Annotated in this window: 5 protein-coding genes; all 5 read right to left on the minus strand. The window is 39.0% G+C overall.

Annotated elements, in window-relative coordinates; all coding sequences use genetic code 11:
• Positions 1-295: 295 nt before the first annotated feature.
• From E1176_RS05910 to E1176_RS05930, 5 genes are read right to left on the minus strand one after another with little or no spacing between them, the layout of a single operon-like run.
• The gene (locus E1176_RS05910) at positions 296-829 is read right to left on the minus strand and encodes an NADPH-dependent FMN reductase (RefSeq protein WP_155209639.1); all 534 of its coding nucleotides are present in this window, start codon (positions 827-829) and stop codon (positions 296-298) included.
• 1 nt (position 830) lies between these two features.
• Positions 831-1,571 (minus strand): head GIN domain-containing protein, encoded by a 741-nt coding sequence (locus E1176_RS05915; RefSeq protein WP_155209640.1) that lies wholly within the window; start codon positions 1,569-1,571, stop codon positions 831-833.
• On the minus strand, positions 1,568-2,662 hold the full coding sequence (locus E1176_RS05920; protein WP_155209641.1) for an acyloxyacyl hydrolase: 1,095 nt from the start codon (positions 2,660-2,662) through the stop codon (positions 1,568-1,570). Before E1176_RS05920 ends, E1176_RS05915 begins: the two co-directional genes overlap by 4 nt.
• 47 nt (positions 2,663-2,709) lie before the next feature.
• On the minus strand, positions 2,710-3,444 hold the full coding sequence (gene kdsB, locus E1176_RS05925) for a 3-deoxy-manno-octulosonate cytidylyltransferase (protein WP_155209642.1): 735 nt from the start codon (positions 3,442-3,444) through the stop codon (positions 2,710-2,712).
• Positions 3,441-4,745, minus strand: coding sequence for an NfeD family protein (locus tag E1176_RS05930; protein ID WP_155209643.1), 1,305 nt, complete (start codon positions 4,743-4,745; stop codon positions 3,441-3,443). Before E1176_RS05930 ends, kdsB begins: the two co-directional genes overlap by 4 nt.
• Positions 4,746-4,753: the final 8 nt, after the last annotated feature.

Raw genomic sequence — 4,753 nt, forward strand, 5'->3', positions numbered from 1 at the left:
GACGCTGAATAAGTACGACTTTGAGTTAAAGGTTCTGTTAGAAGAATGGAAGCAATTTCTATCTGCAAACCTCGTTGATGTTTACCCTGTTTTTTTTTGAATAACCTGACTCAGTATTCATCCCTTATAAATTTTATCAGTGAACAAGAGATAGGTTCGTTTTTTTATTTTTATGATGAATATCTAACTGATTACGTTCTAAGTATGAGAGTTAATGAGGTCAATCAGAACTTCAAAGTGAAAAATAGTACAATTGGAGAAGAGGAAGAATATTAAAATTTATTCAGAAAGTCGGCTAAAACTCAACCAATTTCTGAGCCTGGTCTTTCAACAGTGTCATATACAACTCATTGATCACTTCACCATTTTCGAAATTATCGTCTATGTGTGATAGTTTAGGTTTTTGAGCGAGCACGTTCATGCCACAATAATGGAAGATGTCTGTAAGGTGACTCAAAGCCAGACCAGCGCCTTGGATGCCCGAAGAAACACCGACAAGCGCACACTTCTTATTGGTAAATGTGTTAGGAAATTCAAGACCATCAATAAAGGTTTTTAGTACACCAGGAAAAGAGCCGTTGTACTCTGGCACCACGAAAACAAACTTCTTACCATTGAGCATCATCTCCCGATACTTATTGAAAGCATCATTCTTCCCGGAGTGCTCGTATAGGGCAGAAAAACTAAAGTCATCAGGCAAGAGCATCAGGTCTATGATGGTTGATTTTACGCCCAGATCTTTAAGTAGTTGCTGGTATGTTAAAGAAATCTGGTAACTCATGGCAGCCTTTCGGTTCGTACCAGATACAATTATTATTTCTTCACTCATGTTATTCGTTTGTCTTATTTATCAGTCGGCCCCTGTTTTCCTCACTCACTTCAATTTTTTTAGGTTTTGTGCCGACAAAAATTACGTTTCCAGTGGCTATTATTCGTCCGGTTAAAGATTCCTGTGCGTTTACCGTTATGTCATTAGTCCCTCGTTGAAAAACCACAACCTTTTCACAAAGGAGATTTGCTCCTTCAAATCGTCCATCTCCAGAGAAAAAGCCAACATTTAGGTACCCAACGTCTCCGGTAAGGTAATAGTTAGAAAGATCATTATTCACAACTGTGAGTTTATCCGCAGATAATGACAGCTCAAAATTACCGCTACTTTTTTCAGAGATTAAAGTGAGCTGTGGATATGTTAAAGTACCATTAGATTTAATACTACCACCTCCATTTTGTCTGATGTTGCTCAAATTTGGATGCGTTATATTTATGACAGGGAAATCATAATCTCTTGACCATTCACATCCGTTATGATTACTTACTGTAAGACTACCATCTAATACCTCAAATTCAATTTCATCAAGCAGGTTTTCCCCTGCAGTGATCTCAACTTTTTGAGATGTTCCTTCGGTAATGATCACTTCAAACTCATTGTTCACCGTGAGTGAATTAAATGCATTTAGAGTGAGCTCTTTGGTGGTTAGCTCTCCACGTGTTTTGAGACACTCAGGCGCATCGGTGCTGTCGCAGCCAAAGCATAAAATAAAGGTCAGTATGGCTAATGAAATTGTTCTCATTTAAATCTCCAGCCAAGTGCAAACTCCGCGGCTTCAGCTCGTGCATGGTGAGATTTTACACAAAGTGAAGCAAATAAATTGTCATTAAAATAGCGTCTTAAACCAGCTCTGATATAAACAGATGTAAATGGTTTATAAGGGTCATAGACATAATACCCTAATTGCGACATCACAGAAAAGTCTCCCAATACTAACTCATGACTTAGTGCAATACCTATTCGGTTAAAATCAGGTCCCTCTTCACCAGCTAATTCAGGGTCAAACTTTATATCTCGCTTAAGGCTTTCAGAGTAAAACCATTCTATCGCTATTCCTAATTTACTTTTGTGATTTAAAGTCTTGTCCGCCAAGGCAGAGAGTACAAAGAAGGGGTAGCTTCCGGCTCCTATTTTGGTAGCTTCATGCATTCCGAAACTGAGCGTGGCGGTATAACCTAAACCTTCTTTATCTATCGGGTCATTCTGGTTGAAATTATATGAGTATGCCTTTTTACTCAAAGAGTAAGCTATTCCTGTATTAAAACTCACCGTATTTATTCCAGAATTAGGCTTCCTGATGGAGCCATTAGAAAAATGAGTTAGGGAAACTGAGTTCAATAAAGCAATATCTTTAGTAATTTGATATTGGTGCTGCAGTTGCATAGAAATTCCAAAATTCAGGTCAGTGCCTAATACGTTATTCTGATTGTTGGTTTCTCGATGGTATTTATTGGTATTGTATCCCAGCCCCAAGCCAATTTGGTATTTCCACCTACTTTTTGCTTGTCTGTTTTTAGTGAAATAAACGTTATAGTGTGGTATGAGGGCTATTGATTTGCCTAAACTGGGGTTCTGGTAATCTAAATAAATGAGAGAAAGACCAGCTTCAGGATAATTATACCGTTGATGCCACCTCTCGCTTCCGTTTGTTTGCCTGACTAGCGTAGCTCTTATTCCCTGAGGGTGCCCGATAATAAGATGAGATATTTGCTTCTTGTGCTTTAAAATAAAGCCGTGCATGTATTCCATATGCAAAATGCGCTCACCTTCTCCAGAAAACTGAGCAAGCGATAAGCCGGGAATTAGTAGCAATATTGCAACAAGTACTTTCAACAGTATTGAGTTGTTTTTTGACTTGCGAAATTAGACCAATAGTTTGATTAGTAAAAATCTTTAACTTTCTCCAGATCTTCAGGAGTGTCTATACCAATTGATTGATATTCCGTAGTAGCTATTTTTATAGAAAAACCATTTTCTATCCACCGTAATTGCTCTAACGACTCCGCCTTTTCAAGTCTACTTACCGGCAGTTTAGTTATTTTCTCAAGTATATCTGTGCGGTAGGCATAGATTCCTATGTGCTTATAATAGTTATCGGCTTTATGCCACTGTGACTTTTCGTTATTTCTATTAAATGGAATGGGGGAGCGGCTAAAATAAATTGCTTTCTGATTCTTATCGAAAATAGCCTTTACCACATTTGAACTGAACAGATCATCTTCTTTATCTATAAGCTTGGCAAGTGTGGCCAGCTGTGTATTGCCATCGAGCAAATGAGTAAGCTCAGCAATTTGTTTTGGGTTGATGAACGGTTCATCTCCCTGGATGTTTACCACATAATCATACACCTTATCTTGATTAGATAGCGCTTCATAGCAACGATCAGTGCCACTTTGGTGATGATCACTTGTCATGGTTACATTGCCTTCAAAGGATTTCACAGCTTTGGCTATTTCTATATGATCAGTAGCTACCAATACTTTGTCTAATGCTTTGCATTTAGTGGCCTGCTCATACACACGCTGTATCATAGTTTTTCCACCAATATCTGTCAATGGTTTTGCCGGAAATCGAGTCGATGCATACCTGGCAGGTATTATTCCTAATATCTTCATTCGTCAATTTTTACTTTAAGCGAAGTACCTTCATCACTCAGCACTACAATTTTCTGCTCTCTATCTATGTAATCACCTCTGGTATAAGCATCATATAGTTCACCTTCAATCAACACCTTGCCACTTGGTCGTAAGATGGTGTAAGCAGTACCTTTAAGACCAACCATTGAAGTCTTTTTGAAATTAGATGTGTAGCCCTCAGTGCGGGACATGGTATCAGTGAGAGCGATTCGAGTAAAAACTTTGGTATTAGTCAACCGCACCCCTCCTATAAATAAGACGGCTACACTGCCCAGCATGCCGGCAAGTGTTACCGATACGGCAATAAATACATCTTCAAACGGCACAAAAGTAAAGTCGAAAGTATCATTATTTAGCATTACTAATACTAAAGAGCCAACAGTGAGAAAAATACCTGCAATACCAGCGATACCAAAACCTGGTATCACGAATATTTCAAGCATAATTAAAACTATCCCCAAAAAGAAAGCAATGATTTCCCAGTTTTCAGCCAGGCCATTGAGGTAATATGGTACAAAATATAAGACTAAGGCAATACCTGCCGCTAAAATAGGAAAGCCTACACCTGGTGTCTGTAGTTCAAACCAAATACCGCCTACGATCACTAATATGAGTATACCACTTACAAACGGATTAAGAAAAATAGAAATAACCTTTTCAGTCTGGCTAAGCTGGTACGTATCGAGTTCATAATCTGTTACACCATTTCTCTCAAGTACTTCTTCTATAGAGCTCACCTTTCCTTCACAAAACCCATTGGCTATGGCCTCGTTGGTAGAAAAGGTAATAACTTGTCCTGCCTTAGAAACACTATCAATCTCAATCGATTCATCTACCATGCCTTCAGCAATTCTTGGGTCGCGACCTTTCTCTTCCGCCAGCGAGCGCATTGTACTCCTCATGTAGGATTGGTATTTGTCTGGTGCAGCGGTACCATCACCTGTTACAACTGTGGCAGCACCAATATTAGAGCCGGGAGCCATATAAATACTATCACAGGCCAAAGAAATGAGCGCTCCGGCAGAAGCAGCATCTTTATTAATAAATACCCAAACTGGTTTTTCATAATTTAGAATGCGTTCGACAATATCTTTGGCATCAGTTACAGCACCTCCGTACGTATCCATTTCTATCACTACATAATCTGCTTCCGTTTCTACAGCATGCTCTAGTGCCAACTCAACATAGCGATTCATTCTTGGGTCAATCTCTGCTTTTATTTCCATAACCATCACTTGGGACTGGCCATAAGCACAGAGTCCCGAGGTTATTAATACCAATAAGCTTA

Source organism: Fulvivirga aurantia (genome assembly GCF_009711475.1).
Lineage (GTDB): Bacteria > Bacteroidota > Bacteroidia > Cytophagales > Cyclobacteriaceae > Fulvivirga > Fulvivirga aurantia.